This window comes from Anabaena sp. AL09, from assembly GCF_001672255.1.
Classification (GTDB): Bacteria; Cyanobacteriota; Cyanobacteriia; order Cyanobacteriales; family Nostocaceae; genus Dolichospermum; species Dolichospermum lemmermannii.
On the sequence record NZ_LJOQ01000037.1, the window covers coordinates 5,217 to 31,848 of the forward strand.

27 protein-coding genes and 2 pseudogenes are annotated in these 26,632 nt (G+C 35.8%); 12 read left to right on the forward strand and 17 right to left on the reverse strand.

Annotated features, from left to right (window positions below):
* Positions 1 to 23: 23 nt before the first annotated feature.
* The 4 genes from AN490_RS06200 (at position 24) to AN490_RS06215 (ending at position 4,372) form a co-directional block, all read left to right on the forward strand.
* Complete coding sequence (locus tag AN490_RS06200) at positions 24 to 1,340, forward strand: hypothetical protein (RefSeq protein ID WP_300000933.1); 1,317 nt, start codon at positions 24 to 26, stop codon at positions 1,338 to 1,340.
* A 41-nt stretch (positions 1,341 to 1,381) separates the two neighbouring features.
* Positions 1,382 to 2,575, forward strand: coding sequence for a hypothetical protein (locus AN490_RS06205; protein ID WP_300000935.1), 1,194 nt, complete (start codon positions 1,382 to 1,384; stop codon positions 2,573 to 2,575).
* A gap of 56 nt (positions 2,576 to 2,631) precedes the next feature.
* Positions 2,632 to 2,904: a hypothetical protein gene (locus AN490_RS06210; protein ID WP_300000937.1), complete on the forward strand. Its 273-nt coding sequence runs from the start codon at positions 2,632 to 2,634 to the stop codon at positions 2,902 to 2,904.
* Positions 2,905 to 3,415: 511 nt separating this feature from the next.
* Entirely contained in the window at positions 3,416 to 4,372 is a 957-nt protein-coding gene (locus AN490_RS06215; protein ID WP_300000939.1) for an NAD(P)-dependent oxidoreductase, read from the forward strand.
* Between the two features lie 14 nt (positions 4,373 to 4,386).
* Here AN490_RS06215 and AN490_RS06220 read toward each other — a convergent pair whose 3' ends face one another.
* The 6 genes from AN490_RS06220 to AN490_RS06245 all read right to left on the reverse strand — a co-directional run bounded on the left by AN490_RS06220 (position 4,387) and on the right by AN490_RS06245 (position 7,865).
* Complete coding sequence (locus tag AN490_RS06220) at positions 4,387 to 4,593, reverse strand: hypothetical protein (protein WP_213710738.1); 207 nt, start codon at positions 4,591 to 4,593, stop codon at positions 4,387 to 4,389.
* Positions 4,594 to 4,650: 57 nt separating this feature from the next.
* Positions 4,651 to 5,403 (reverse strand): MAE_28990/MAE_18760 family HEPN-like nuclease, encoded by a 753-nt coding sequence (locus AN490_RS06225; protein ID WP_300000943.1) that lies wholly within the window; start codon positions 5,401 to 5,403, stop codon positions 4,651 to 4,653.
* A complete protein-coding gene (locus tag AN490_RS06230; protein ID WP_213710737.1) occupies positions 5,400 to 6,518 on the reverse strand; it encodes a DUF262 domain-containing protein in 1,119 nt (372 codons plus the stop codon). Before AN490_RS06230 ends, AN490_RS06225 begins: the two co-directional genes overlap by 4 nt.
* A 389-nt stretch (positions 6,519 to 6,907) precedes the next feature.
* Positions 6,908 to 7,108, reverse strand: a complete 201-nt coding sequence (locus tag AN490_RS06235; protein ID WP_300000946.1) for a HEPN domain-containing protein — start codon at positions 7,106 to 7,108, stop codon at positions 6,908 to 6,910.
* The gene (locus AN490_RS06240; protein ID WP_300000948.1) at positions 7,105 to 7,425 is read right to left on the reverse strand and encodes a nucleotidyltransferase domain-containing protein; all 321 of its coding nucleotides are present in this window, start codon (positions 7,423 to 7,425) and stop codon (positions 7,105 to 7,107) included. The genes AN490_RS06235 and AN490_RS06240 overlap by 4 nt, the downstream gene beginning before the upstream one ends.
* 146 nt (positions 7,426 to 7,571) lie before the next feature.
* The gene (locus AN490_RS06245) at positions 7,572 to 7,865 is read right to left on the reverse strand and encodes a DUF433 domain-containing protein (RefSeq protein ID WP_300000950.1); all 294 of its coding nucleotides are present in this window, start codon (positions 7,863 to 7,865) and stop codon (positions 7,572 to 7,574) included.
* 220 nt (positions 7,866 to 8,085) lie between these two features.
* On the opposite strand from AN490_RS06245, the gene AN490_RS06250 reads away from it, so the two are divergent.
* Together AN490_RS06250 and AN490_RS06255 are read left to right on the forward strand one after the other, a co-directional pair.
* Positions 8,086 to 8,358 carry a DUF2281 domain-containing protein gene (locus tag AN490_RS06250; RefSeq protein WP_300000952.1) on the forward strand — a complete coding sequence of 91 codons (273 nt, stop codon included), beginning with the start codon at positions 8,086 to 8,088 and terminating at the stop codon, positions 8,356 to 8,358.
* Entirely contained in the window at positions 8,355 to 8,756 is a 402-nt protein-coding gene (locus AN490_RS06255; RefSeq protein WP_300000954.1) for a type II toxin-antitoxin system VapC family toxin, read from the forward strand. Before AN490_RS06250 ends, AN490_RS06255 begins: the two co-directional genes overlap by 4 nt.
* A 237-nt stretch (positions 8,757 to 8,993) precedes the next feature.
* Here AN490_RS06255 and AN490_RS06260 read toward each other — a convergent pair whose 3' ends face one another.
* The 3 genes from AN490_RS06260 to AN490_RS06270 form a co-directional block, all read right to left on the reverse strand.
* Complete coding sequence (locus tag AN490_RS06260; protein ID WP_300000956.1) at positions 8,994 to 9,449, reverse strand: hypothetical protein; 456 nt, start codon at positions 9,447 to 9,449, stop codon at positions 8,994 to 8,996.
* Positions 9,450 to 9,561: 112 nt separating this feature from the next.
* A complete protein-coding gene (locus tag AN490_RS06265; RefSeq protein ID WP_300000958.1) occupies positions 9,562 to 9,879 on the reverse strand; it encodes an RNA-binding protein in 318 nt (105 codons plus the stop codon).
* Between the two features lie 139 nt (positions 9,880 to 10,018).
* Entirely contained in the window at positions 10,019 to 10,243 is a 225-nt protein-coding gene (locus AN490_RS06270) for an addiction module protein (protein ID WP_300000960.1), read from the reverse strand.
* Between the two features lie 236 nt (positions 10,244 to 10,479).
* Here AN490_RS06270 and AN490_RS06275 point away from each other — a divergent pair, with 236 nt between their 5' ends.
* Positions 10,480 to 12,063: a B12-binding domain-containing radical SAM protein gene (locus tag AN490_RS06275; RefSeq protein ID WP_213717086.1), complete on the forward strand. Its 1,584-nt coding sequence runs from the start codon at positions 10,480 to 10,482 to the stop codon at positions 12,061 to 12,063.
* A gap of 39 nt (positions 12,064 to 12,102) precedes the next feature.
* Here the strand turns inward: AN490_RS06275 and AN490_RS06280 are convergent, their stop codons facing one another.
* The 5 genes and pseudogenes from AN490_RS06280 to AN490_RS06300 all read right to left on the reverse strand — a co-directional run bounded on the left by AN490_RS06280 (position 12,103) and on the right by AN490_RS06300 (position 18,101).
* Entirely contained in the window at positions 12,103 to 13,266 is a 1,164-nt protein-coding gene (locus AN490_RS06280) for a hybrid sensor histidine kinase/response regulator (protein WP_300000963.1), read from the reverse strand.
* An 85-nt stretch (positions 13,267 to 13,351) separates the two neighbouring features.
* Positions 13,352 to 13,798, reverse strand: a complete 447-nt coding sequence (locus AN490_RS06285) for a response regulator (protein WP_300000965.1) — start codon at positions 13,796 to 13,798, stop codon at positions 13,352 to 13,354.
* A pseudogene (locus AN490_RS06290) lies at positions 13,743 to 14,459 on the reverse strand (ATP-binding protein); the annotation flags it as partial. The gene AN490_RS06285 and the pseudogene AN490_RS06290, both read right to left, overlap by 56 nt.
* 132 nt (positions 14,460 to 14,591) lie before the next feature.
* Positions 14,592 to 16,193: pseudogene (locus tag AN490_RS06295) on the reverse strand (GAF domain-containing protein); the annotation flags it as partial.
* 420 nt (positions 16,194 to 16,613) lie between these two features.
* Positions 16,614 to 18,101 (reverse strand): phospholipid carrier-dependent glycosyltransferase, encoded by a 1,488-nt coding sequence (locus tag AN490_RS06300; protein ID WP_300000967.1) that lies wholly within the window; start codon positions 18,099 to 18,101, stop codon positions 16,614 to 16,616.
* A 235-nt stretch (positions 18,102 to 18,336) separates the two neighbouring features.
* Here AN490_RS06300 and AN490_RS06305 point away from each other — a divergent pair, with 235 nt between their 5' ends.
* From AN490_RS06305 to AN490_RS06315, 3 genes are all read left to right on the forward strand, one after another.
* On the forward strand, positions 18,337 to 18,741 hold the full coding sequence (locus tag AN490_RS06305; protein WP_148766108.1) for a hypothetical protein: 405 nt from the start codon (positions 18,337 to 18,339) through the stop codon (positions 18,739 to 18,741).
* Positions 18,742 to 18,776: 35 nt separating this feature from the next.
* Positions 18,777 to 19,829 (forward strand): tellurite resistance TerB family protein, encoded by a 1,053-nt coding sequence (locus AN490_RS06310; protein WP_300000970.1) that lies wholly within the window; start codon positions 18,777 to 18,779, stop codon positions 19,827 to 19,829.
* 143 nt (positions 19,830 to 19,972) lie between these two features.
* Positions 19,973 to 20,320 (forward strand): Rieske (2Fe-2S) protein, encoded by a 348-nt coding sequence (locus AN490_RS06315; RefSeq protein ID WP_300000972.1) that lies wholly within the window; start codon positions 19,973 to 19,975, stop codon positions 20,318 to 20,320.
* 101 nt (positions 20,321 to 20,421) lie between these two features.
* Here the strand turns inward: AN490_RS06315 and AN490_RS06320 are convergent, their stop codons facing one another.
* Both AN490_RS06320 and AN490_RS06325 read right to left on the reverse strand, forming a co-directional pair.
* Positions 20,422 to 21,738, reverse strand: a complete 1,317-nt coding sequence (locus AN490_RS06320; RefSeq protein WP_300000974.1) for a tellurite resistance TerB C-terminal domain-containing protein — start codon at positions 21,736 to 21,738, stop codon at positions 20,422 to 20,424.
* Positions 21,739 to 21,808: 70 nt separating this feature from the next.
* Positions 21,809 to 23,161: an ATP-binding protein gene (locus AN490_RS06325; RefSeq protein WP_300000976.1), complete on the reverse strand. Its 1,353-nt coding sequence runs from the start codon at positions 23,159 to 23,161 to the stop codon at positions 21,809 to 21,811.
* Between the two features lie 562 nt (positions 23,162 to 23,723).
* Between AN490_RS06325 and AN490_RS06330 the strand changes: the two genes are divergently transcribed.
* Together AN490_RS06330 and AN490_RS06335 are read left to right on the forward strand one after the other, a co-directional pair.
* The gene (locus AN490_RS06330; protein WP_300000978.1) at positions 23,724 to 24,962 is read left to right on the forward strand and encodes an aminoglycoside phosphotransferase family protein; all 1,239 of its coding nucleotides are present in this window, start codon (positions 23,724 to 23,726) and stop codon (positions 24,960 to 24,962) included.
* 61 nt (positions 24,963 to 25,023) lie between these two features.
* On the forward strand, positions 25,024 to 26,103 hold the full coding sequence (locus tag AN490_RS06335; protein WP_300000984.1) for a T3SS effector HopA1 family protein: 1,080 nt from the start codon (positions 25,024 to 25,026) through the stop codon (positions 26,101 to 26,103).
* A 64-nt stretch (positions 26,104 to 26,167) separates the two neighbouring features.
* On the opposite strand, the gene AN490_RS06340 is transcribed toward AN490_RS06335, so the two are convergent.
* Complete coding sequence (locus tag AN490_RS06340; protein WP_300000980.1) at positions 26,168 to 26,572, reverse strand: hypothetical protein; 405 nt, start codon at positions 26,570 to 26,572, stop codon at positions 26,168 to 26,170.
* Positions 26,573 to 26,632 lie beyond the last annotated feature (60 nt).

Below are 26,632 nucleotides of genomic sequence, written 5' to 3' on the forward strand. Positions count from 1 at the left end.
GCTTATTAATTTAGATTAAACCCATGTACACCAATGGTTTTGGATATATTAAAAGGATGTTTGATCATAAGGGGAACGGTAGAACCAAAATTATTATGGTTGCTCCTAGAGGTATTGGCAAAACCAGTATATTAGCAGCAATGCACGAAGAATTTCACAAAACTTTTGAACGAGCGAATTTACAAACTTGGGTAGAAAATGGCGCAGTATTAGCAGCGATAGATGAATGTAAAAATATTTTGAGAAATATCGATCCTCGTGTTAAAAAACAAGTGACACCTACCCAGCCGAAAGATAATCCTTGGAATGATCAAGGTTTTACCTTTGAGATAGGTAGTAGTGCGAAAAAATTCATGAAGCTAAGATTTACAGATCCCTCTGGAGAATATTTTAGTCCTACAGCTACCTCTAATCAAGAAGAATATATTAAACAACAACTTAATGACTGTGATGCTATACTTATTCCTATTGATGCTACAGCATTAATGCAGAAAAAAACAGGTATGGTAAGTTATGGAGAAATTGGTACATGGCATGAAGAAAAAAATAATCCTCAACAGATAACGAGATTATTAAAAGATGCTTTTAGTAATGTAAAATCTCCCAGATTAATAATTTTAGCCCCAGTGAAATGTGAAACATATACACAAACATCCAAAGATGCAGAAAATCTTTTATCTCATGTAAAAATGGGATATAGTGAATTGTTGGATTTTGTGAAATCAGATTCTTTACTGAATAAAGTATCTATCGTTGTAACTCCTGTGCAAACTATTGGTAACGTAGTTTTTGCATATCATAGAACTGACAATGATGGTTTTACCAAATTTCATTATTATAAAACTCCCATTAATGCACCTTATGAACCAAAAGATGGTGATCAACCATTAAGATATATTATGTTATTTTTGATTAATGTTTTTTTGGAGAATAAAAAACGATTTTTAGAACAAGAACAGAAAAACCTAATTAACTTAGAAACTCAATTGTCTGTAGATAATAATAAATTAAATAATGCCAAAAGAGGATATGAAGAAGAAAAACGAATTTTAGATAAGCGCAATAGTATGTGGTGGTTTTTTAGAACTATAGCTAATGTGTTTGATGATAGGGAAGCTATTTATTATCAAGCAAAAGATGATTTAGATCAGAACCAAAATAAAGTTCAGGAAATTCAATTTAATATTAAATCTACTACCGAAAATATTCAAGCTACCCAAGAACAGATTACAGCTTTTAATAATGCTTTGTTTAGATTTACAATGGGATGTAAAAATAATGATGGTTTTGCGATTCTGCAAGGACATAAATGGTTAGAATTTCCTCAAAGTATTTTTTAGTTTCACAATACTTTTTTATTCATCAAAAGGAGCATTAATTTATGAACTTCGATATTCACTTTGATCTTTATGTCAAAACCTCAGCTAAAGGTAAAACAGGTATTCATTGGAGACATATTCAAAGTCCAGAAAATCAACCTTTGGTAGATACTCCTGATTTAATTAATGTCAAAGTTTGGGAAACAGAAAGTCAGCAAAGATTTTTTGTGAATGATTTAATTGATGAATATAAACCATCATTATTGATATTTAGAAAAGATGGTAAACTCTTATTAGAAGTTAGCGGAATTGAATCAGCAAAACGTTCTGAAGAATTAGGAAGAAGAGTATTAAATTTGATTGTATGGACATTCGATGATACATCAGAAAATGAGCAAATTGTGAGGATGATTGCTGATAGTGCAATTCAAAGTTTTTTAAATCAAGATGCTAGATTTAATCACATGATAGAGACAGCTATAAGTTTTCATCAGTTGGAAGAATTTAAAGTTGATATGGAGTTAATTAATCAATTTATTGAAAATCTGAAGACTGACTATCAGCAAATATTTTTAGATAATGTAGAAATCAAGTATAAATATCTGATAGAAGCGAAATCAGATCAATACTTAGATGAGTTATCAGCAGAGTTGAGAAAATCTCATCTTCCAAAGAAATGGGATAGTTATAATGGTGAAAAAAAAGATGGTGTTTTAGTTGTAGTAACAGACTATTTAAGCAATAATACAATTTTACATAATGTAGCAGTTTGGAGAGGTTTTGCAAGTAATGTACAAGAACCTGTAAAGATAAAAATACCAAAAATAGAACCGCAAAAAAAAACGGAAACTCAACCACTCGAAATACAGGAAACACAAGAACGAAAAAACCACAAGAATCCTCTACCGTTATTATTAATAGTGGGAATAATAGTAATCCTAATAATCATATTGGTAGTGGTAAATATGAAACAGTTGAAGATCCAACCTCAGAAAATCGAAGCAACCCCACAGGAGACGGTAACACCCCAACCTCAGTTAGAACAAATCCTAGAACTGCAACAGGAGAAGATATTACAAATCCAAAACCAGTTGGAAACAATACCAGAAATTCAAGTGATCCAACCTCAGAAAATCGAAGCAACCCCACAGGAGACGGTAACACCCCAAACAGAGGAAAAACCGGAACTTTTACAGGAACAAATGTTAACTCCTCAAACCGAACAGCAGGAGATATTACAATTTCAAAGGTATTGAACTTTGGAAAAGATGTAGCTATTTCAATGATCACAAATGACAACTTAACATATTTAATGTCTAACTTAGATAAAGAAAAAAATCTTAATTTGTTTGACATTGTTGATTTTTTAAGTAAATACCATTTGGATGATTATGATCATACAAGCAGTCATGATATCATAAATATCTATGGTAAACTTATCCATCAAATTCGTAATGATGGCTATAAAGAAAAGGTTAAATCGCAAATTGAAAAGAGCGATCAAAAACTAAATATTGAAGATGTAGAATATATTCCAACTCATCTACAGATGATTGATAATTTGGTTCTACCGTTCCCCTTATGATCAAACATCCTTTTAATATATCCAAAACCATTGGTGTACATGGGTTTAATCTAAATTAATAAGCAATCGGTGTAGGGGTTTCAGGGATATTTTACCGAAAATATCATAAAGGGAGCGGTAGAGCCGATAATTTTAATAAATTACCTAATAATGAACGGAAAAATATTATTTACCTAGCTTGGTTTATCTTATATTGTAAAATTTATAAATTAGATCATCCTGATCAATATTCCCCGTGGAAAAGGTATTTAGATTTAATTGAAAAAATCCAAAACTTTTCTGACTATGAAAACGCTTGGATTTAGTAAAATAACCCTCTTAGCAACCAAAAAATACAAATGGTCTCTGTCCTGTATATCTGGAGTAGTTCATTTAAAAACTTAGATAAATCAACTAACACCCAGATCCCCGACTCCTTAGAGAAGTCGGGGATCTATCTCCTAAAATCAAAATTATGCTATAATTGTACACCAACTTCTATCATCCCCAAACAACCCAAAATCAAACATCAATGACTAAAAAACGTATTTTAATCACGGGTGCAAGTGGCTGTATTGGTCACTATATCAGCGAAGCCTTAATTCAAAATACTAACCACGAATTGTATTTACTGGTTAGAAACCCCAATAAACTCCAAGTTGATACTACAGCCCGTCCCGGTATTACTATTCTCCAAGGTGATATGAAAGAGATTGGTAAATTCTCTGATTTACTTAAAACTATTGATATTGCCGTATTAACAGCCACTTCTTGGGGTGGTGAGGGCATTTTTGATATTAATGTCTTCAAAACTCTAGAATTAATGAGTTTGTTAAATCCTGAAAAATGTGAACAGGTAATTTATTTTTCCACTGCGAGTGTTTTGAACAACGATAATAAACCACTTAAAGAAGCGGGAGAAATTGGGACAGATTATATCCGTTCTAAATATGATTGTTTACATCAAATTGAAAAATTAGCAATTTTTCCCAAAATTACCACAGTTTTTCCTACCTTAGTATTAGGTGGTGATGATAAAAAACCTTATTCTCATCTCACATCTGGTATTCCTGAAGTTACTAACTATATTAATCTCATTCGTTTTTTACAAGCAGATAGTAGTTTTCACTTTATTCATGGTAAAGATATTGCCACAGTTATCCAATATTTAATTGATTATCCCCCACAACAGGGAGATCCACGCCGATTTGTTTTAGGACAATCAGCATTAACTGCTAATCAAGCCATTGAAGAAGTGTGTGCTTATTTAAATAAAAGGATTTATTTCCGCATTCCTCTATCTTTAGGTTTAGCCAATGTGATTATTGTTTTATTCCGCATTCAAATGGCGGCTTGGGATCGATTCTGTATGAATTATCGTCATTTTAGCTATGCTAATGCCATTAATCCTAGCAGTTTCAATTTACCAAATTACTGTGCAACGATGAGTGATGTTTTGAAAATTAGCGGCGTGAAAGCTAGGAAATAAATATTAGAGCAATTTCACCACTCCTTTGCATCTACCCGCCGACATTCAGCAATTGACTGTTTTATCTCTGCGGCTTCTGCGTCGCTTAAAATCCCTGCAAATTTTGCCAGGGGATGATCTTTGCGTGTTGCCTGAACACGATGCAAAAAATCTAGTAACATTTGCACAAGGTCATCAGGTGCTTTTTCTAGTTCTTGGATTAATTGCTCACGGTTTGTCATATATTGAAACCTCTAAAGTAATATCAATAGCAAACGAAAAAGTTAAAAATTACGCTATTAGACTGATAATTTATATCCTTTATTATCAATATAATTATCAATATTTTGCAGCATATGAGTTAAATACTTAACCACATTTTCTTTGTCATCAATCAAGTATCTAAATACTTTTTCATTATTATTAGCGTTGCTATTTGACTGATTCCAAATAATTTTATTTGACGCATCACAAAATGAAACATTGCCATGAGCCAAATCACATCGGATTTTAACCACAAAGTTAAGGATGTCATCTATTTCTTTAGCAGGAACTCCCAGATTACCGTAAAAACCATACATATCTATAAGTTCTTTGATGGTTTTAGCGTCTAGATTACCCGATATTGGAATATTAGTTGGATCTAAGGTAACTACCTCATTCTCTAAAACCGATCTAATTGCATCCTGAAGATTATTTGCTATAGTTTCCTTCTTAATATAAGTATCTCTAAAACTTTTGCTAAGGTCATTTAATGTCCATATCTTCTTCATTTTTGGACTTAAATCTCTGTAAGTTAACTCATCAATCAAAATTGCATCATGGATTGCAGTTATCCCATTCCTAATAGAAGATTCAATTAAGTTGTATAACAGTAAATAGCAATGAGATTTTAGAATTTTCTGAATATCACTATCAACTGTGTACTCGCCTGAAGGAAAAATTATTGAATTAGCAGAAAAAGCCCCAAGCTGTTCAATTCTATCTACCAATTCAAAATATTTATCAATCTCGGCTACTCGCTTGTGAAAGTCCCTTATAAACTCTTTCATAGACTGTGGCTAAGAAGCTTCTCCTTAACATAGTCAATTCTCTGCTGCATATTCTCCGGCTTATGGGTTTGATAGCGACCAACGGGAATACGGAAAGAATATGATTGAGTATTTTTTTCGCCAGTTTGCCATAAGTCTGTAATAACTAAATCCGGTTTTTGCTTGAGAGCCAAGTGAGAACCAACTGAGATGGCCTCAAAGTAAGGACGTGGAGTTGAATCCGAATCATGATATTTTTTGAAACCACTTGGGAATGTTTTTTCCACAAAAACCAACATTTGCTCAAAATTACGCATTTTTTGGCTTTCTTCTTCTTTTGTAAAACTGGTATTCTTCCAAATTACATATTCGTCAAGAAATCTAGCTACTCCTGTCCGCTCAAGATCAGGATGATTTTTTACATCAGAGAGACGGAACTTTGGATAGGTTTCCGAAAACGCAAAAAACCTGAGAACAAGTTCAGCTTCTTCATTCCTGCTCTGGAAATAGCTATAAATTGGACAGAGATTAATAAAAGTTTCATGCTTTGAACATTCAAAAACAAAATCAATAAAATCACCTCTATATACGCCTTTCCTAGTTTCCATAGGAGTTAGGTCAAGGCTACTAGTATTGATTCTGTCAAACATATCATTTCTCACTCTTTCATTAGCTTTGTCTGAAAGAACAATCATTCTAATAGGAGTATTCTTAACCTTTCTCTGACGGGATGGTGCAAAATCTTTAAAGTAGAACCCATTCAAGGAATCTAATGTTCTCAGGTTTTTTAATCGCAACTGGTTTTTTATAAAAGCTGCAAGAGTTCTAACTCTCTGAGAGCCATCAACAATTTCTAGCTTTCCAGATTCTTTAATTTCAGCCACAAAGAGCAGGGGAATTGGCAAACCAAGAACAATAGATTCAATTAATCTAGATTGACGAGTAACATCCCATACAAACTCCCTTTGATACTCAGGCACATAAATTTCACTAAGATCGTCATCATCCTTTTCTAAGTATTTATTGACTATAATTTCTATTGTGAATTCTCTGGTGTTATAGTCAATTTCTTGTCTTCTATCCTCAATTTGCTGTTCTGCTGTACTAATGCTGTCTTGCTGAACCGCCTTAATCATAAAACCTCAAACTTCATTTAAACAGTATTATTTAAAATAATAACAATATATGGTAATGAGTGATAAAAATACATTGCCTTTAGGGTTTGCTGCAATAGGATATGATTTATAAGTTTTCAGAGGCGATCGCACTCCTCCAGTTTATCTCATGCGAACTCGCTTCCCATGCAAACAAAAAAAGGTGAGTTATTTGAAACTGTCCAGCAATCTTATATTGCACCGATCTCCTGAATTGCTAGGGACAAAAATTCCTCCGCGCGGTCAATTTGTTCTGCGGCTTGGTCTGTTGTGACGGCGTTCAATTGTCCGTAGTCGCCAGTTGTTCACAGTTCCTGTGCTTCAATTAGGAAACGATGAAAATTAGTTGGGACTAGTTGAGGTTTGGCAAATTATCGCCCAAAAGCAGCAATAACGGCTGAATGTTTAGAAAATGAAAGTCCCTTACCTTCTAAAAATGCTTCTGCAATGTAGAACATGGCGTAGTAGGCGCGGGAGGTGGCGTAGTCTGGGAAGTTGTTGGTGAGTAGGAGTTTTGCAGCTTCTAAACTCTGTTGGGCTTTGAGGAGGAGTTCCCGTTGTTCGTCGGTCATAGAAGAACGCCTTCTTTACGGATATTACGAAGCAAAGATCCGTTGCGGGTTTGATAGTGGGTTTCGTCCATGAAAAGACAGCTAATGACAACATCATAATCTAGGGAAAGATCAGCGATCGCTTTCCCCGTGCGTTTAATTTCTTCTCCGGGGTTAACAGGAGGTTTCAGCACCACCAACACATCTATATCTGATCCGGGTTCTGCATCACCACGGGCTTGAGAACCAAAGAGGGTGAGGTGTTGTAAGCGATCTCCATACAGGTCAGTGAGTTCTTGTTTCAGGCGAGTTAGAATAAGCTGAAGGTTAATGTTCATGGTTATGAGGGTGATCTGAATTTTTCACAGGAATTAGGCATATAATAGCTGTTCAAGAACGGTTGTCACATCCAAACCACGAGAACGCAAAAGGGTGGCGACTAATGCGGACATATCCTCATCTATATAAAGTGCAGCAAAAATAGTCATACTGTGCCTAATGCAGCTTTCACAGCAGGATGTACTAATTCATTAGGTATTTGATTTCGTTCAATATAATCATTAATTTCTGCTTGATGATCTAAATAAAAACTCAAGGCATCAAATACTTGTGCCAGTGTTAAATGTGGTAAATGATTAGGTATTTTTTCCGGCATAATTCCTAATCGCCATAAACCAACAATAGCACGGATGGATGTACGAGTTCCTGTAATAATTGGCTCTCCACCTAAAATTTCAGGATTGCGTGTTACATATCTTGAGGAGGTTTCAGCAAACATAAGATAAGTTGCTCAGATAGTCTGATGTTTTCTCTAGTTTATCAAGAGATTCGGTTATTCTGCGCTTTATGGCGAACTGACAAGTCAGCGCTTGCGCTATCGCTCTCGTTATATCCCGCCACAACCGAACACATTAGATAAAATAAATCATAGTGTGGAGTTTCCTTGCATCTAGCTAACCTACAATAGTTGTAAATTTAGAAGAGGAGGATTGTTAATTATGACTCAAGCAGTAGAAAGGCAAAAATCTATTTTAGAAATAGTCCAAAATCTAACCCCTCAACAACAGGAGGAGGTTTTAAATTTTATTGAGTTTTTACAGTTCAAATCACAAAAACATGATATATCCACAAAAGGTAAATCTCAGCAAAAATCACCAGAGGAATTAGGCTGGCCTCCTGGTTTTTTTGAACAAACTTATGGTAGTTGTCAAGATGATCCTATTGTTATTGATAATGAGGATAATTTTGCCCAAAGAGAAGAAGCTGCATGATTTATTTGCTAGATACTAATGTTTGCGCTCGTTATCTTAATGGTAAGTCCTTGGCAATTCGGCAGCGGTTACGATCAACAAATCTTGCGGATATTGCGGTTTGTTCTGTAGTTAAAGGTGAGTTATTTTATGGGGCGATGAAAAGTAATAATTTTGAGAAAACCCTGGATAGACAGCAAGAGTTTCTCAAGTTATTTGTTTCATTGCCGTTTGATGATGATGCTTCTTTCATTTATGGAAGAATTCGTGCAGAATTATCAGCGAAAGGAATTATTATTGGTGCTAATGATTTACAAATTGCGGCTATTGCTATGGTAAATAATTTGATATTAGTAACGCATAATGTCCGGGAGTTTAGCCGGGTAAATGGTTTACGGTTTGAGGATTGGGAAGTTTAACGTTAACAATAATTAAGTGGCGAACTGACAAGTCAGCGCTTACGCTATCGCACTCCTCTAGTTTATCCCATGCGAACATCGCTCTCCTAATCGCAGGTATCGCTCTCATGCAAATCAAAAAGGCAGAAGTCAAGAAAGAATGAACCACGAAGACACGAAGAACGCGAAGGAAAGAACGTTTCAGAGATATTTTGTATAAGTCCTCAGAATCTCACTCTACAAGAGGAGCGATCGCATTCAAATCGTTTCATCAATATTTGGCAACTTACCAACCCTGAAACCATTTGTCTTTCCGTGACTTGTAAAATCAAATTTTTGAATGTGTTTATGAATTTCTTCGCTATAATAACCCTGTCCAATCTTCTCTAAAAGCTCAATTTCAGAGCGATTAAGTTGAATTTCATTTTGTCCAAAATCTTTAACTACGTTCATATAATATAAAACAGTTAAAAACTCAAACATTTCATTAACAGTGTGAGCATTGAAATCATAATCACGGTCTAACCACTGACTAATCTTGGTAGGACTACCTTTGATCAAATAGTCAGAAGTTTTTAATTTATATTTGTTGCGAGTATGGCCATTGTCGTATTTTGAACTGAGTCGATGTAGCAAATTCGCTGCTTGTTGGACACCACGACAAAAGTAAGCGGGATAATCTGTAGCAATTCTTGGATCGTAAAATTCCCTCATGATTCCATCTTCTCCAGAGATACCAGTTTGATTTTCACAGACAATAGGTAAATTTATAAATTTACTATCACCAATATTTTTGTATTGTATTACACTTGTAAATCCAATAGTCCTAACTAGCTAAAGCAGGAATCTTCAAAGATACAAGAGCTTTATGTACTACACTAGGTTTAGAACTTAAATATACCTCACGGCAATTACTCTCGTTATATCCAACCACAACCGCGCCTATAGTTGTACCAATTTCTGGATACATTTCTGAACTCATCCCCCCTTCATCTAAAAAATCTGGGATTTTGATCAACCCCTTAACTAAAGAATCATCAATATTGACAAAAACGCCAAAAGGTGTATGAAATTCTACTTGACCCTGTACAAACTGACCTAGCTTATACTTAGATTTAATATTTTCCCAACTTGTACTATCCATAAAAAATGATATTAACCTAAGTTGCTAATTATTAAGTCGCAACTCGTATAAATCATAATATGTAATTAGTGATAAAATTACTGTCTTCATCCTGTAAATCCTTAAATCCTGGACATCCTGATTCAGACAAATTCCCTAACTAGCAACTTATGTTACTACGGATTCTTGCTTTTACTGATTCCCAAGAACTAGCTAAACTGGGATCTTGTAAATGGAGAGCTTTTCTTTTTGCAAGTTCTTCTTTTTGCCAGTCTAATACAGGAAGATTAGCTGATTTCGTAGCAATATCATCCCATAAATCTTCCAGAAGTTGTAGCTTTTCTGACAACCCTAGTTCAAAAATCGGTGCCAAGTCTACTTTCATAATCAACCAAGCGATCAAAATTATTGCTCTATTATTACACACAACACAGATTTTCAGAACGCGACTTAAAAGGATTAACAATCTTTAAACTGAAATCCCAGTCTTCATCCTGTAAATCTTTAAATCCTGGTTATCCTGATTCAGACATCCTCCCATACAACAGGCTTGATAAAAAAGTCAATTAGTCTTAATTTTAGTTACAGTTAGATAACAAATAAATCGTGAGGGGTGATACTATGCGTGTTTTGCTAGTTTATCCAATATTTCCAAGCACCTTTTGGTCTTATGAGAAAATTCTGGCGCTAGTTGACAGAAAGGTATTGTTACCACCATTGGGTTTGGTGACGGTAGCGGCAATTTTGCCCCAAGAATGGGAGTTTAAACTTGTAGATCGTAACATTCGCGCCGCCACAGAAGCAGAATGGGCATGGGCAGATATGGTGATTTTCTCCGCCATGATTGTCCAAAAACAAGACTTACTTGAGCAAATTCGGGAAGCGAAAAGACGCGGTAAATTGGTGGCTTTGGGCGGTCCTTATCCTACCTCCACACCCCATGAAGTGGAAGCAGCAGGGGCAGATTACCTGATTCTCGATGAAGGGGAACTGACTTTACCCATGTTTGTGGAAGCTGTGCAACGGGGAGAAAAATCGGGAGTTTTCCGGGCTGCTGAAAAGCCTGATGTCACTGGTACACCCATTCCCCGCTTTGATTTATTAGAGTTTAATGCCTATGATATGATGTCGGTGCAGTTTTCGCGGGGTTGTCCCTTCCAGTGCGAATTTTGCGACATCATTGTTTTATATGGTCGCAAACCTAGAACTAAAACTCCTGCACAACTTTTAGCCGAGTTAGATTATCTCTATGATTTAGGTTGGCGGCGGGGTGTGTTTATGGTGGATGATAACTTTATTGGCAATAAGCGCAATGTGAAATTGTTGCTGAAAGAGTTAAAAGTTTGGATGGCAGACCATCAATATCCCTTCAATTTTGACACAGAAGCTTCCATTGATTTGGCACAAGACCAAGAAATGATGGAGTTGATGGTTGACTGTGGATTTAAAGCGGTATTTTTGGGAATTGAAACCCCAGATGAAGATAGTTTACAACTAACTAAGAAATTCCAAAATACGCGCAGTTCCTTAACTGAATCTGTAGAAACCATTATCAGAACTGGACTGCGGCCAATGGCTGGGTTTATTATTGGTTTTGATGGTGAAAAAGCGGGTGCAGGCGATCGCATTGTCCGTTTTGCAGAGTTAGCAGCCATCCCTTCGACTACCTTTGCGATGTTGCAAGCGTTACCCAATACCGCTTTATGGCATCGGTTGACCAAAGAAGGCAGATTGCGGGAAAACCAAGATGGTAACATCAATCAAACTACATTGATGAATTTCATTCCTACCCGTCCTCTAGAAGAATTGGCTAGGGAATATGTGGAAGCTTTCTGTGCTTTGTATGACCCTGCTGCTTATTTAGATCGCACCTATCGCTGTTTTATGATGTTGGGTTCTCCCAAATATACAGCACCAGCAAAAATGCCAGAATGGGTAGTTGTCAGAGCTTTACTTATTGTAATTTGGCGACAAGGATTTAAACGAGAAACTCGTTGGAAATTCTGGCATCACTTCTTTAGTATTCTCAAGCATAATCCCAAGGTAATCGAACAATACGTTTCTACTTGCGCTCACATTGAGCATTTTATGGAATATCGGCAAATTGTCCGTGATGAAATCGAAAGTCAATTAGCTGAATATTTAGCCCAAGGTGCAGAAACACCTTATGTACCTGTTAAGGAAAAAGCAGAAGCTGTAGTTTAATAATACCCAGATCCCAGACTTCTCAAAGAAGTCGGGGATCTATTTTGTGATCGGCAAAGTCACGGTAAAAGTTGAACCTACTCCCACTTGACTATTAACTGTAATTTCTCCTCTGTGGGCTATAACGCACTGTTTGACGATTGTTAATCCTAAACCACTACCAGGAATGATTCCCACATTTTCTCCTCTGTGAAATGGTTGAAATAGTTGTTTTTGATCGGTTTCTGTCATCCCAATTCCCTGATCTTGAAATCTCAAAATTACGGTTTTTTCTTGTTTGATTAATTCAAATAGGACTGTACTATCGGGAGGTGAATATTTAATGGCATTATTGAGTAAATTACTGACAATATGCTTTAATAGGGTTTCATCTCCCAGATATTCCAAACAGTTTTCGGAACTGGTAAAAATTAAATTCAACTGTTTTTCTTGGGCAAATAATTGAGATTGTTGTACTAATTCATAGCATAATTTTTCTAAGTCAAGTATATGTGGTTCGTAGAATAATTTACCTGAATCAGATTTACCAATTAATGAAGCTTCATCTAATAGATTTGATACATTTTTGATAGCAGAGCGAATCAGTTGTAAATGATTGATTTCTCCATCATTTTTCTGTCCTTGATTATGCCTTTGTAGTAATCCCGCTGCGAGAAGAATGGTATTTAAAGGGTTACGAATATCATGGGAAAGTATGGAAACAAATTCAGATTTAAGCTGATTAATTTCTTGGGATTTCAAAAGTTCCGCAGTTTTTTCTTCCACTTGAGTTTCTAATGTTTGATTAATTTGATTTAATTGTTCTAAAAATTGTTGACGTTCTATAGCATATCGCACAGAACGCACCAATGTATCTGGATTTACGTGTCTTTTGACTAGATAATCTTGCGCTCCTTGTCTCACTGCTTCAATGGCTAGTTCTTCATCATTTGTGTTAGTCAGAACTATGATGGGGTTGCTAGGATTTTGCTTGAGTAACTGGGGTATGGAAGCTAATCCTTGACTGTCAGGAAGGGTTAAATCTAACAAAATTACATCGTATTTTTCGCTGTTTAATTGGTTGATTCCGTCTTGGAGTTTTTGGACGTGAACTAAACTAAAATTTTGAGATTTTGTGAGTTTAATAAACTCTTGTAATAACCTGGCTTCTGCTAAGTTATCTTCAATCAATAGGATTTTTAATGTGGAAGTTGCAGTAATCATTTCCTGGTTTTACCTCTTGCAAGTTTTCAGTATGGTAGACTTTTTTTGGGTTAGTTATCAAGTTAGACATTGAGTAGTTTTCTTGTTATTCTAATGGTAAGGTCGCGGTAGAAAACCAAAAGTCTTCAATACCTTTGATGATTTGGAATAGCTCACTCAAATTACGAGATTTGGTAATATAACAATTAGCGTGTAAGTCGTAACTATGAAAAATGTCATCTTTATTTTTTGAGCTCGTCAAAATGATGACAGGAATGCGTTTTAGTTGAGGATCAGATTTAATTTCTGCTAATACCTCTCTCCCATCTTTTCTGGGTAAATTCAAATCTAATAAAATTAAATCAGGGCGTTGTGCATTAGCATATTCTCCTTCTTGATGGAGGTAAGCCATAGCTTCTACACCATCTGGAACTGTGACTACTTGATGAGGCAATGAACTGGTTTTTAAGGCTTCTTGAATAAGACGAAAATCAGCTTTATTGTCCTCCACTAAAAAGATTATTTTGTGTGTTCCTGTCATTTCGATGCTCATGATCACAACCTCTGACGGGAATGGTAAAGTAGAAAGTTGTACCCTGACCGAGTTGGGACTCTACCCAGATTCGTCCACGATGACATTCGATGATTTTTTTACAAATAGCCAAACCCATTCCTGTACCTGGATATTCGTCTCTAGTGTGTAAACGTTGGAAGATAATAAAAATGCGATCGCTAAATTGTGGATCTAACCCAATTCCATTATCTTGAACTGAAAATAACCATTCATCCTCCAATCTTTTCGCACTAATATGAATCTTTGGTGGTTGACTGCTGCGGAATTTGATAGCGTTACCAATGAGGTTCAAAAATAGCTGAATTAATTGTGTTTCATCAGCCATAACTGTGGGTAAAGGATCATGGGTAATAATTGCGCCGGTTTCCCCAATGCGTTGACGTAAATTCTTCAAAGTCCGATTTAAAGCTGTTTCTACTTCCGTGACTTGAAAAGCAATTCCTAATGTATCTACTTTGGAATATGCGAGTACGTCATCAATCAACTTCTGCATCAAACTTACACCTTCGACAACATAACCAATAAACTCTTTTCCATCTGCGTCTAGTTCTGATTCATAGCGCATTTCTAAAAGTTGTACATAATTACCTACTTGATTGAGTGGTTCTTGCAAATCATGGGAAGCGACATAGGCAAATTTGGTTCTACCGTTCCCCTTATGATCAAACATCCTTTTAATATATCCAAAACCATTGGTGTACATGGGTTTAATCTAAATTAATAAGGTTTCAGGGATATTTTACCGAAAATATCATAAAGGGAGCGGTAGAGCCGCAAATTTTTTCAATTCTGCATTAGAACGTTGTAGATCTTCAGCTAATTGAGCTAATTCATCAGCTTGACGTAAGACAATATTGATGATTGATTTTCGTAATTCTAATGCAGCTTTGATTTCTACATTTTGCCAAGGTAAAGATGTTAACTGCACTATTTCTTTCCATAAGTCAAATGATTTACGGGGACATAACCGGATATTTCCTTCAGATTGATCAACTGAAAAAGCCTGATGGGGATTTCCACCCCAATTTACAGTTTGAATGACTTCTGGTCGAAACCATAATACATAATTTTGCTTGGAAATGGGAATAGCTAATAAACCACTAGCGACATTTTTAAAGCTCATCGCGGCTGGATAAATACTAGGTAAGAAATTTGTGGAAAATACCTCATCTTTGACATTATTTCTCAGCCATTCTCCTAAAAAATTTAGTTCTTCCTCTTGAGGAGTATTACCAATCAGAGTATATTTTCCAGCAAAATAGATTGCTGCACCTTCAGCATTAGTTAAATTGAGCAGATTTATTTGATTTTTGACTAAACCATCAATAAAGTTCTCTGCTTGAGACATATATTCAACCAATAGTGATTGAACTTGTTTTAAACTTATTTGATAGTCGTAGTCTTCTGTTTCTTCCTTTCCAGAAATTTCTGAAAATATGATTCTTCCTAAAAATTCACAGGCTTTCCGTAATTCATAGGAAACGTATTTAGGTGATTGATGATGACAAGCAATTAAACCCCAAAGTTTGTGATCTTTAATTAAGGAAATTGTCAAAGATGCAGCCACGCCCATATTATGTAAATATTCTAGATGACAGGGTGCAGGACTTCTGAGAATTGAATTAGTTAAATCAATGGGTTTACCGCTAACTGGGTTAATTTTAGGAAAAAGTTCGGCTGATAATTGAACGTTTGTATCGGGGATAATTCTAATCGAGTTTTCTAAAAATAATTGTCGTGCTGGCTGAGGAATATCTGATTCTGGATAATGTAATCCTAAATAAGACTCTAAAGCATCTGTTTTTTCTTCAGCAATTACAGAACCATGGCCATCATCACTAAATTTATATAACATCACTCTGTCAAATCCGGTCATTTTGCGGATTTCTTGCACAATGATTTGACTAGAATCGCGGATACTTTTACTTTTTTCTAAGCGATTAGCTGAGGATGTAGCTAAATGATAAAAACTTAAAAAGGGAATATTTTCTCCAGATGCAGTAGGTTCTAATTCTAAGATTAAAAATCCTTCGGAATTACGATAAAAAACTGCATCAAATACTGTATATTCATCTCCTTGTTTCTTAATCCAGATTTTGCTAGGATTAATAAAATCAAGACTTTCTTCTGATAACCAAAATTTAATTTTTTGAACTTGGTAAGGATCTAGTAGATCTTCTAATTTCTGTTGCACCATATCTTCTGGAGATATGCCAAAAGTGCTGAAAGTGTTTCGACTAACTTGTAATATTTGTAAATCAGGCTCTTGTAAGACCAATAAAATCCCATAAGACTGAATTTCACTATTCAGATGTATCGCTGCTTCTTTTAAGCTAGTGATATTAATATGTTGCTGCTTGATATTGATATCCATAAAACCCTTCCCCGATAATTTTGGAGAATAAAATATGTAGATTTCATCTTAATTCCTCACACCTCTAAAAATTCTCTTGAGTTTAGTAGCTTTGATAATGGCAAAGTCTATATTTATAGTTGCTCTTACCTGCTATTCTTACACAGAAGAACTAACTGTTCCCAAATATATAGATAAGAAATGTAAAAAGTAATATGATTCAAGCTACAGCATTTGTGTATATATATTAAGAATTAAGAAATTTCAATTTTATGTGTGGCTGCACAAAACCATGAAATTAATTCGTCTTTGCATAATGAAGGTATGAATTGTGTTTCGCTCTAATTTCATACTTCAAGTCAGCAATGCCATTAATTCATTAATTTATCTGCGTTTATCTGCGTTTATCTGCGTTCAATCTTTCATTATTCCTACTTTTAACTAAATCCAGGAACTAAACCACATCCGCATTCTATAACCATCAGGAGACATGGGTAAACCTAGATAAATAGGCATCCAGAAAATAAAGGCAGCGACAATGATAAAAGTTATAGTCACACCTACTGCCCGAATTTGCCGATAATAACTAAGTAGACATTGATCAACAAACCAAGCGATCGCTATAAATGTAAAAACAACCGCAGACATATAATGGTAGATGAAAGTACACCTTGTTACCTCCACCCAAGGGAGGAGATTAGCTCCATAATTTATGACTAAAAATAAGCCAATCCAAGTATCAATGGTGAGATTTTTCGGGATAAATAACCGCTTTTTTTCTATTGCCGGCATCGTAATTTTGATGATTATCATGGCAATTACAAAGATCATCGCCGCTAAACCAAACCACCATAAAAAAGGATTCCCCATAGCATGAACATCATAAATTACTTTACCAGCACCATCAGGTAAGGGCGGTCCAAAGACAGGTAAGGAATTCTTGGTACTTTGAGCAGTTTGATAATAATAAGCCATTGGTCGAGTTAACAATGGCCATTTGTACCATGCAGCGCAATAAGGATGAACGCTAGGACTATTTCCACCTAATTGGAGATGAAAGTGTAAAATTTGTTTATGAACTTCAATAAATCCATATCTTTTATCAAGTTGGAGATGAGGAATCCAAATCAGACTATAAATAACTGCCGGAATAATTCCTAAATAGGAAAACATCTGCCAAATATTTATTTTTGTCAGATTTTGCAAGGGTGATTTTATGGTATCAGTTGGGGAATTATTAGGGTGATTAAAAAAGTGTAAATAAGAAAATAATGGCACGCGAGATGTATGATCAAATGATTGTAACCAGCGAATTATCCAAGCTGCTATCCATCCACCATAAGCACCAGTTAAAAACCATAAACCATTCCATTTTGTGCCAATACAAGCACCAAAACTGATTCCAGAGAGAATTAACCAAAACCACCGTTTTTGCTTTTCTAATGCTAATAATAATAACCATTGTCCGAGTAAACCAAAGATAACTATATAGACATTACTTAAAGCATAACGAGATTCTACTAAAAATAAGCCATCACAAGCTGTAAAAAATCCTGCCAATAAAGCAAACCGATGACGATAACTAAATTGATAAGTTAATAAAGTTATGACTACGGGAATTAATGAACCAGTTAGCGCATTTACCCACCGATAATTCCAAGGAGATAATAAAGAATCTGTGAGACTATTTACAGTATCTCGACCAAGGGGAATGTATTTACTAATCCAAATCCCCAACCCGATCAAATATTGGCTGAATGGTGGATGAGCATTAAAAAATGGTGTATGAGTAAGATAGTTGTTACCAAATTTGGCAAAATAAACTTCATCAAATACTAAAGTATTAAATCGGCTGATTCCCCAAAAACGTAAACTCAAGGAAAGTAGAAATATGCCTATTATGCCTAATCGAAACCAAGTTTTTTTCATGATGTTCTTGAGGTGTTTTTCGAGTTAGGTCCCCGACCTCTCTAAGAAGTTGTTTGAAAAGTGGTATTCCGTAATTTTCATCACATTGCTACCCCCCTTAGTCCCCCCTTGTAAAGGGGGGAAACAATAAAAATCCAGTTCCATAACTTTTCAAACACCCTCTAAGAAGTTGGGGATCTTGTTGTCCACAAATATAGAATAATAGCTCTAATACAGTCAAAAAACTTAATCTACTATGTCACAATTAGAACGACTGCTAAAAATGGCAGAAGATGAACTTACGGAGTATAGCACTGATGCCCGCAAAATGGAAAAACTCCGCCGCAAGATTAGTTTATCAGTACCATTAGCGGAACAGAGGCAACTAAAAGCGACATTATTAGCTACAATACCATCTGGTAAAATTGCAGAAGTTGTGGAGGAGCAAAGACAGACGGTGGCCTTGCCATTTTGGGGAATTGCTGGTTTGGGTTTATTATTGGGGATTTCCCTAAATCAACCCATGGGCTTATTAGCAGCTATCGGGGGGACTGTAGCGGCTTTTAGAATTCAAAAATGGGGTTGGCAATTACAGGCAAATCGTCTATTATTACGGACACTAGAAGATATTGAAACCCGGATTTCTCAACCTAGTAATTAAGTAAAAACAGCAGATTAATTGAGGAGATAGAAGTTATGACAAAGTATGATTATATTTTCAAATCGAAAGAGCGGATCAAAGAATCATTGAATGAACAAGAAGCCGTAGCGGCAATTGCGGTGATTACCACCATAGTTGATTCTGGCAGTGAAGACATAGATGCAGAAAGTTTAGCTGATATTCTCTGGGAGTTTGAGATATTTGATGAATACTCAGAAGAAGAAATGCTAGAAACGGTGGACAGACTCATAGAAATTGCCGGAGAGGCTGGATTAGGTTCTTTATTTAATGCTGCCAGTGCGGGAATTTCTGATGAGGCAGTTTTAGATGGTTTTGCGGCTGGAGTGATTATGCTTTTAGATGCGGAAAATTTAATTATTCCGGCAAATAAAAAAGTTTTTCTGAAACAACTACAAATAGCTTTAGAATTGGACGATGAAGAAGCAGAAGAAATTATCAAAGAGATAATTGACTCAATAGAAGCTGGGGATGAGGAAGAATATCTCGAAGAAGAATATGAAGCAGTCATATTCAATGAAGCTGGTGAACAATTTTATCAATCACCTTTGGGTAACTTTATAGTTCCTATTCCTTTAAATGTTGAACAGGGAGGAAAACTGCAAACAGAGGAAGGAATGGTAAGTTTTTCTGACGATACTGGTACTTTACTCAGAATTGATTATTATCCTCTCTCTCTAGAACAAATTGATGATCTAGAATCCCAAGAAAATGAAGTATATCTGCATGAAGTTTTGGTGGATAAATATGTGCCTCAAGCAATTATTTCTCATGTTCCTACGGCGGAAGTGAAACATAAAGAATATTGGCAAGATACTTTAGAAAGTTATTACTATGTATTAGTAAATATGCCTCAAGGTTCAACTATATCCAAGCATGAAACTAATGGCCATGGGATGAGATTAGATGCCTATAGAGGATTATTGTCTTTTGTCAATAATGAATGTTTGTATATAGTTAGTAGTCAACGCAGCTTTTTAAATGGTGAAGTACCTGGTTCTATGAAAGCAGAAGCGAAAAAAATGAAAAAAGCTATTTTAGATTTTGTCAGCACCATTGAGTTTGCCTAAATCTAAATTTCTCGGTATTAGCGGTATCCACCCTCTTGGGCGTAGTCCCTGCGCCTCTAGCCCCTACCTCCTGTGATATTAGCGATCGCATAGGACACAATTGCGAGAAACTAAGAATAGGTCTTTAAAATTAGGAGAATCTCATGGCTTGGACTCAAGTTTTAGCTGCTAACGCCCTAGCTGTCGGTGCGCGTGAAGTAGTCAAAGTGGGCGATCGCAAAATCCTACTCTTAAACCACGAAAATCAGCTTTATGCTGTAGATGATACTTGCCCTCACTTAAAAATGTCTTTGAAAAAAGGAAAAATCGAAGATGGGGCGATAGTTTGTCCCTTCCACCGCAGTGCATTTGATTTGGGTAATGGTGAAGTCAAAACTTGGTGTCCCTTCCCACCCGTAGTTGGTAAATTACTGTCAATGGTTTCCTCAGAAAAAACCTTACCAACCTATCCTCTGAAAGTGGAAGCAGGCAACATTTTGATTGATGTATAAGTAGCTAGGTTGACAGATCCTACGCCCAGGGACTAAGATGCCATAACTCATCTATAGGGGTAAAGCACAATGCTAAACCCCTAAAATTTTCTTGCTAAAAATTAACTAATTTCTGAATATTTAGTAATCATTGTTTTCACATTTAATAAATGTTCTTCAACAATTTCGGGAACTTCGGTATTGGTTGCAATAATTAACTCACCAATCGTATTAGTCGCAATTTCATTAATAGCATCAATCAAGAGATTGGGCATAGTAATATTAGCTTCAGCAATTTGTTTAATAGTAGCTCTGGGGTTATCTTGCTCAAGGATAGCTTTCAAAACTTGAATTTCATAAGCGGGGAGATGGTTTAAAAAAGTATCCCATTCCGTTGGTAAAGTTCCTGTGTGATCATGTTTGCCATTTATGGAATCTAATGGTTCTAATAATTCATCAAAAGGAAATAACTCTAAATTATCTTCTTCATTACCGGGAAATGTTTGGGGATTAATAGTTTCCACTTGTTGCAGTAATTCCCAAACTTGATTTTGCAATAAATCCCGTTCGTCTTGTAAGACAGAAATTTGATTTTGCAGTTGATTAACTTCAGATTTTTGTTCTAATGTCTTATTTTGTAAAGAATTGAGAATAGTTTCAAGATGATGTTTAGTTGTACTTGTCTGTACTAGTAAATCATCTTGTTTAGCAATTTTTAATTCTTGAGTTTGAACTTCTATTCTTAGTTCATAAAGCTTTTCTTCTAGTTGTGGCTTGAGTCTTTCCAGCAAAATTACATCATTTTCTATTTCTTGTTTTTCCTGTTTTAATATATCAATTTGAGGTTGAATTTGGTTAAGTTCGGCACGAGAACCATGACAATTTATTTCTAATCTCCGCTTTTCTGTGATCAGATTATTGCAGCTATTATTCAGTTCTATATTACTATTTTCTAAATGGACAAATTCATTTTTAAGATTATATACTTCGGCTTCAATTTGCTTTTTTTGAGCAGCAAATGTCCCTATGTCTCGATGTAAACTATCCCTTTGACTTCGACAATCTCCAATTTGGTTTTCTAGTTGCTGAGTTTCTGTATACAATAAATTTCTATATTCTTCTAATTGCTGTATTTCTCTAACAATGCGGGATTTCAATCCTTCTATATCCCGAATGCGTCTCTGAAGAGAACCAATCATCCTCAGTTCATCATTTCTGCGCCGTTTATCAACAAGAAATGCGGCTGCATAGGTAGCCAAAACCGTAATTATCCCAGTGAGAAAGGCTTTAGGGAAATCCCAATTGGGGACGAGGCTTAAACCAAAACTGATACTAAAAGCGGCTATGCCTAAGACAACTTGATAATTAAATATTGTTGATTGGACTTTACGAGGTTTTATTGTACTCAAGTTGTTAGTATTATTAGTAATTAACGTCATTATTCCTCACATTTTCATTGGTAAATATACAGTTATAATTATGTTCATATTACATGATAAGTGACTTTTGTCATGAGTCTATAGGAAGATTTTTAGTTTCACCAAACACAGCTAAATCTGAGTTTAAAAAGTCAATAAACTGCCTTGCGGTTCTGCCAGAACGGCCATTATGCCGAGTTGCCCATTGTAAAGCCTCAAATTCTAAATCTTCGGCAGAAATATTGATGTTTGCGGCTAAATGTTGGACAATTTGTAAATAGGTTTTTTGATCTGCGGCTGTAAAAGTTAATGTTAAACCAAAGCGATCGCTAAAAGATAACTTTTCTTGCATTGTATCCCAACCATGAACTTCATTGTTATCCTTGGGAGCAGGTCTATCAGTAAAATATTCCCGGATTAAATGGCGACGGTTAGAAGTAGCATATACAACTACGTTTTTTGGTCTAGCAGTTAAATTTCCTTCCAAAACTACTTTCATTGCTTTAAAACTATCATCATCTTCTTCAAAGGAAAGATCATCAACAAAAATAATAAATTTCTGGGGAACACCTCGCAACAATTCAACAATTTTCGGTAAATCTGGCAGTTCTGACTTAGAGACTTCTATTAAGCGCAGGTTTCTATGACTATATTCATTTAATAAAGCTTTAACTAAAGAAGACTTACCCGAACCACGACTACCATAAAGTAATACGTGCAACGCAGTTTCTCCTGATAATAAAAACTCTGTGTTTTTCACTAAAGCATCTTTTTGCCACTCATAACCCACCAATGTAGACAGTTTCACCGAATCAGCATCAGCAATACCCACTAACTGCCCATTTTGCCAACGAAAAGCCGCATATTTAGCAAATAAACCAGTTCCATGTTGCCGATAATAAGCGGCTAAATCTGCCACAGCATCACCCCAATTCTCTAACTCAGGAATAGATGCGATTAAACCCATTTCTGTTCCTACTGCTTCCGGTTCTCGATACCAGACCACAGGGGAAATAGGTAAATGAGTTGCCATTTGTACCCACTCGCTTAAAACTGCACTGTTACATTCATATAAACTTTGTAGTATTTGCAAGTCATGTTGTCCAGCGACTACTAAAGCTGAGGGTAATTGCCTAAATTCCTGCTGTTGTGCCAATTTACTAAAAGGATTATCCGCAGTGAGAATTTGCTGAATCAGATATTCTTCCCAGGTTTGATGACTACTGGCTAAAGCTTGGAAATAACTACCGTAAGCCAGGAGGCAATCCCGCCCATCTCCATCAGTGTAACGGATGGTTTGTAATAAATTCAGAAACGCTCTGCCTACGTCGCTTTCTAGGACAGATTGGTACAGTAAAAGGGAGGCGGCTTGGCGTTGTAGAAATTGAACTGCCGAATACGAATAAGATGTAGTATTTGCCGTAAGCATTGCTAGATGATCCATCAACTCAGTAAATTATCTCTCACCATGAGTTTAAGTATAATAGTGACTTTTGACTATGGCATTTTTATCTTAGCTGATTTGATGAAGCAAGAGTAAATTATAACACCCGTGAAAAGTTACATAAAACTTATACCTACAGGAATACAAGTGTAGCCATTTATATATTAAAGTAGAGAGGATCGGGGATAAAAGTAAATCAATACTGATTATAATCAGGATAAATTACTAACATATATACAGAGAATATGGATCACTGACGACTGTAAGTAACCGTTGTTGTCGCTGGATATCTACTACCAATTAATTTGGAAACAGTAATGTTTTATTCAAGGTGCAAGGCTATACTACAGATATTGTCAAGATATTATAGTTTCTTCCGTAGATTTGAAAGTAAAAAAATAGCTAATATTGCCATTTTGGCAGGTCTTTCTGACACAAATGGGATATTAGTAGATAGTAGCAATGTTTCGTAAATTTTTTACCATTAACTAAGAACTGCTACAGCCACCTCAATATTGACTGCGGTAATTCTTTAGCCATTAAAATCACTAGGAAATAATTCATGTTATCATCACTATCTTCTCAAAATGTTATCCAGTATCTGCTCAATGCAGGGCTGTGTAGCGCGGAAGATGGCGCTGCATATAAATCTGTATTGCCAGAAAATACCAAGAAGAATCGAAATTTACTGGTCATACTGGCAGATAATCGCCAACTGCTGATTAAACAAGAACGGAACATTAATAATGATCAAAGTTCCCATGAACTCTTTAATGAGTCGCTATTTCACCAGTTATTACAGCAATTTCCAGTAATTGGTAATATTGGCGCAATATCATCATCATTGCTCCACTTTGATGCGGAAAATTCTATCCTAGTGCGGAGCTACTTAAGCGAATATGTGGAGTTAGGAAAATTTTATCAACACAGCAGTATTTTCCCCACAGAAATTGCCAGCGCGATTGGTACTACGTTAGCAGGATTACACCGAGCCACGTTTAATAAACGTGAGTATCGTGATTTTATGTCCACTGCGCCCGCAGGACAGTTTCGCTATAATTTTTACAATCCCGCCCAAGGCATACCATCAATAAATCCAGACACATTTGGGACAATTCCCACTGAAGCACTACAATTTCATCTGCTTTATCAGCGTTACGAAAGTTTAGAATCCGCTATTGCTGATTTAGCTTATGAGTGGAAACCATCTTGTTTAACTCACAACGATTTACATCTAAGTAATATTTTAGTTCATTCCCGATGGGAACAGCTAGATAATTGCCTGATAAAATTGATTGACTGGGAAGCTTGCAGTTGGGGAGATCCAGCTTTTGATTTAGGAACGCTATTAGCAAGTTATTTAAGAATTTGGCTGTCTAGTTTAATAGTAGATCCGACATTAGAGTTAGCAGAATCTTTAAGTTTAGCCATGATTCCTCTAGAGGAAATACAACCTTCGATTCTGGCTTTAATCCGGGCTTATCTTGATGCTTTCCCCATGATTTTAGAATATCATCAAGACTTCATTGTGCGGGTAATTAAGTTTGCAGGTTTAGCATTAATTCAACAGATTCAAAATAGAATTGAATGCCAAAAATCCTTTGATAATAGTAACTTATGTATGCTCGAAGTTGCTAAAAGCCTTTTGACTATGCCAGAGCAATCAGTATTGACAATTTTTGGGATCTCCGCAGCAGAAATTTTCCAATCTGTCTCCACATTGCAAAAACTTCCTCAACCCCAAAAGGAACAACAATTAGTCCGTCTTTATTACGAAAAAACTCGTCTGCGCGGTTGTTAGTAATGTTATTCCTGATAATTAGAAATATATTTTCCTGAAATTTGAGGTGCAAAACAAGTTAATGTTTGATGATTCTCCCAATCAAATTTTCCAGTCATTATTCGATATTGCCAGTAATATCCAGATTGAACCTAATTTTTGTATTTACCATCCCCATTATCAACCTTTTGCTTTACCCGCGAATATAGCAAATAGGTTTCAACAAAATTCACCCTCTTTAAAACAGAAGTATTTGAACATACTGCTGAGAAATTTTCTCTATGGGATTTATTATAATGGTTCACTGCAAACAGTCTTAGCTGCAAATAATAATTGCCAATCTCAGGTAAATTTCCTAGAAAATAATAGTTTAGGTGTAGATGAAAATTTCTATGAACAGCTACATCATAGCAATCATGGTACAGGCCATTATGAACCCAATTGGCAGATTTTGAGAATTGAACCTGATGGTAGTATGGCTGTGAGTAAGGACGGATTAACCTTATATATTGAGCCAGAATGTCATCTACAACCCCGGAAAAAGTTGCCCAAAGTGGGGGAATTAATAGCAATATGGATGCCTAAAAATCGCTTGCAAAATGGCTGTTATGTGGCAGTTAGCAATATAGGAATAGAAAACCAAAATGCAGAAAATGCTGATTTAGGAGGAGGACGAATTTATTTTAATTTTACGTCAACAGGGGCAATTGCTATTATGGAGAGCCTAACCCAAGCCTTAAATAATGCGGCTATTGCCTTTAGTTTTCAGGTTCTTTATAATCCCGCAGCTTATGGGCGTTATGATGCCGGAGTGCTGCATTTTGAATGCCAAGATTACCCGACAATTCGGACTATTCTTCAAGATATTTATCAAGAACATCAAGCTTATTTTCAGCCAGAAATTCCCTTATTTACTAAATTTTTAGCACCGGGGTTAGGGTTAGCAGAAGAACCAAATCAAAAATTTGCTCCTCAAGAAAGTTTTGGGATGAATCGTTGTCAAATTGTGGCCAATGCGTTGTTAGAATCTTGGCAAAAGGGTAAAAATGCCCTGGAGGAACGGATAGAAGTTATTAATCAACACTTTGCCCAAAATTTAGTTGATATGCAGCATCCTTATCTTAATCCTAGTTCTGAGGATATTTATCAGCCTTTAGTTTGAAAAATCTGTTTTTTTACAACTTGTCCGATGTGCGCTTTTACAACTGGCACAAATGAATCTGTCATTATTCACCTTCCTGATTTAGCTGTAAGTTTTGTCCAGAAACAATGATAAAACCCACAGAATCTAAACGAATATGTGGTTGTCTAATTCCGGCAATAATTTCTTGGTTTAATGCTGTTTCTTCCAAAAGTTCTTGCTGTAATAGTGGATCATTAATTTGCTGTTCTTGATTAAATCTATTAATCCTTAAACGAAGTTGTTCTAATCTTTTACCAAGCTTTTCTTCGGCACGTTTAGCACTTTTTTCGCACAATTCTTGAAAATCTGGACGTTGAGATAATAGATTTAAACTGGAATTACTAGCACGACGACAAAAATCAGCCCATTGACTAGATTCAACAAAATCATCAAGAATAGGTAGGCGATTTTTAGCTAAGAGGGTGTTTGAAAAGTTTTGAGGGGTCAAAATTTATGCCAGTCGCCGTACCATGAGCCGAATCATGGCAAGGTAAATAAACGTCTCTGA